The following is a 2,008-nucleotide window of genomic DNA, read 5'->3' on the forward strand; positions in this document are numbered from 1 at the left end:
GAGGAGGACCGGCGCATGATCGCCGGCTACATTATCAACAAGTTCCGCGGCGATGTCTCTTTGTTCGACGACGGCATCAAGGCAATCGAAAAGTTCACCGGCTGGCGCTGTTTCGGTGTGGTGCCTTGGCTGAAGGCGGCCGGGCGGCTGCCGTCCGAGGATTCGGTCGTGCTCGAACGCCTCGCTTCCGGCGGGAAAAGGGCGCTGAAGGTGGCGGTGCCGATGCTGGCGCGCATCGCCAATTTCGACGATCTCGATCCGCTCAAGGCCGAGCCGCAGGTCGAAGTTGTGTTCGTTCCGCCGGGCAAGAAGCTGCCGGAAGATGCCGGGCTGGTGGTCATCCCCGGCTCGAAGTCGACCATCGGCGATCTCATCAAGTTCCGTGAGAACGGCTGGGACCGCGATCTTCTTGCCCACCGCAAGCGTGGCGGCCATGTCGTCGGCATCTGCGGCGGCTACCAGATGCTCGGCCGCGTGGTGCGCGATCCCGACGGCATCGAAGGCGGCGTGAGAGAGGCCGAGGGCCTCGGCCTGCTCGACATCGAAACCGTGATGGAGCCGGAAAAGACCGTGCGCAATTCAAGCGCACGGTCTGTGCAGTTCGGCCTGCCGCTCGAAGGCTACGAAATCCATCTCGGCCGCACCACCGGTCCGGATACGGCGCGACCCTCGACGATCCTCAACGGCGTCGAGGACGGCGCGATCTCCGCCGACGGCAAGGTGATCGGCACCTATCTGCACGGACTGTTTTCCGCCGACGCTTTTCGCACCGCCTATCTTGAGAGCCTTGGCGTCAAAGGAGGCGGCATCGACTACCGCGCGGACGTCGAGAGGGCGCTGGACGAGGTCGCGGCCGAGCTGGAGCGGCATCTCGACTGTGACGCGATTTTTTCGCTCGCACGATAGATAGCTCTATCGAACTCACAGGGTTTGTGATTGGCGAAAACGCCCCTCGGGTCGTCATCCACGGGCGGAGCAAGGAGCGAAGCGGCGCAGCGCAGACCATAGAATCCATTCCGTTACCTGAAGGCGTTGCAGCCATGCAGAATTCTGCACCGTCGCAACGCCTCAACGTCACGGCATGGATCCTCGGGTCTGCGCGCGTCGCTTCGCTCCTTGCTTCGCCCGTGGATGACGAAGTTCAGGCGCTGTCGCCAATCTCGAACGCTGGCGATGACAGAGCTACGCCTTCGGCCAATAGGTCCCAAACGACCAGACATTGCCTTCCGGGTCGAGGCAGATGAACTCGCGGCTGCCATAGTCGCGGTCGACCAGTTCCTGGGTGATTTTCGCGCCGGCCTTCCTGGCGCGCGCATAGGCGGCATCGGCATCATCGACGGCGATATAGATCGACTTGCCGCCGCCTTCGCCTGGCTCGCCGACCATCTTGCCGTAATCGTCGTCGCGCGCCGTGCCCAGCATGATCATCGAGGAGCCAAAGGTCAGCTCGGCGTGGTGGACGATGTCGCCGTCACCATAGCGGGCGCGGACCTCGAAGCCGAAGGCTTCGCAGAGCCAATCGATCATCTTGGCGGCGTTCCGGTAACGCAGGGCAGGGTAGATACGGGGTGCTTCGGTTGACGAGGGCATGACGATCTCCTTGTTCGCGTCGATGAGCCCAATTTCGACCAAGGCTGTTCCGGCGTCTTGAAGAAATGTTACCTCGGCTCAGGCCTGCATCGACGCCGCGAGTCCGGTCGGCGTCTCGCCGGCAAGCTGGCGGAACTCGCGCACCAGATGCGCCTGGTCGGCATAACCGCAATCGGCGGCGATGCCTGCCCAGTCGTCGTCCTGTCGCTTCGACAGCGACAGCGCTCGGTTGAAGCGTACGATGCGCGATAAGGTCTTCGGGGCGATGCCGATCGCGTCGGTGAATTTGGCCGCAAGGTGCTTGCGGCTCCAGCCGATCTCGCCGGCGAGCACGGAAATCCGGGTACGGCCGCCCGATGCGATGACCGTCCTGTAGGCCCAGGCGATTTCCGGCGAAAGCTCATGCGCCTCCGCAAGG

General features: G+C 63.5%; 3 protein-coding genes. 1 reads left to right on the plus strand and 2 read right to left on the minus strand.

Annotation, left to right across the window (positions count from 1 at the left end):
- The coding region (locus tag EOD07_RS32425) for a cobyric acid synthase (RefSeq protein WP_127238152.1) at window positions 1-906 on the plus strand (906 nt) is incomplete at its 5' end.
- A gap of 276 nt (window positions 907-1,182) precedes the next feature.
- On the opposite strand, the gene EOD07_RS32430 is transcribed toward EOD07_RS32425, so the two are convergent.
- Both EOD07_RS32430 and EOD07_RS32435 read right to left on the minus strand, forming a co-directional pair.
- Window positions 1,183-1,590 (minus strand): VOC family protein, encoded by a 408-nt coding sequence (locus EOD07_RS32430; protein ID WP_127238153.1) that lies wholly within the window; start codon window positions 1,588-1,590, stop codon window positions 1,183-1,185.
- A gap of 78 nt (window positions 1,591-1,668) precedes the next feature.
- Window positions 1,669-2,008 (minus strand): AraC family transcriptional regulator (locus EOD07_RS32435; RefSeq protein ID WP_164772754.1); only part of this gene is annotated, 340 nt, incomplete at its 5' end.

The organism is Mesorhizobium sp. M2C.T.Ca.TU.002.02.1.1, from assembly GCF_003997225.1.

Excerpts from the sequence above, each read along its gene's own strand:
- EOD07_RS32430 (WP_127238153.1), bottom strand. The coding sequence starts at position 1,590 with ATGCCCTCGTCAACCGAAGCACCCCGTATCTACCCTGCCCTGCGTTAC.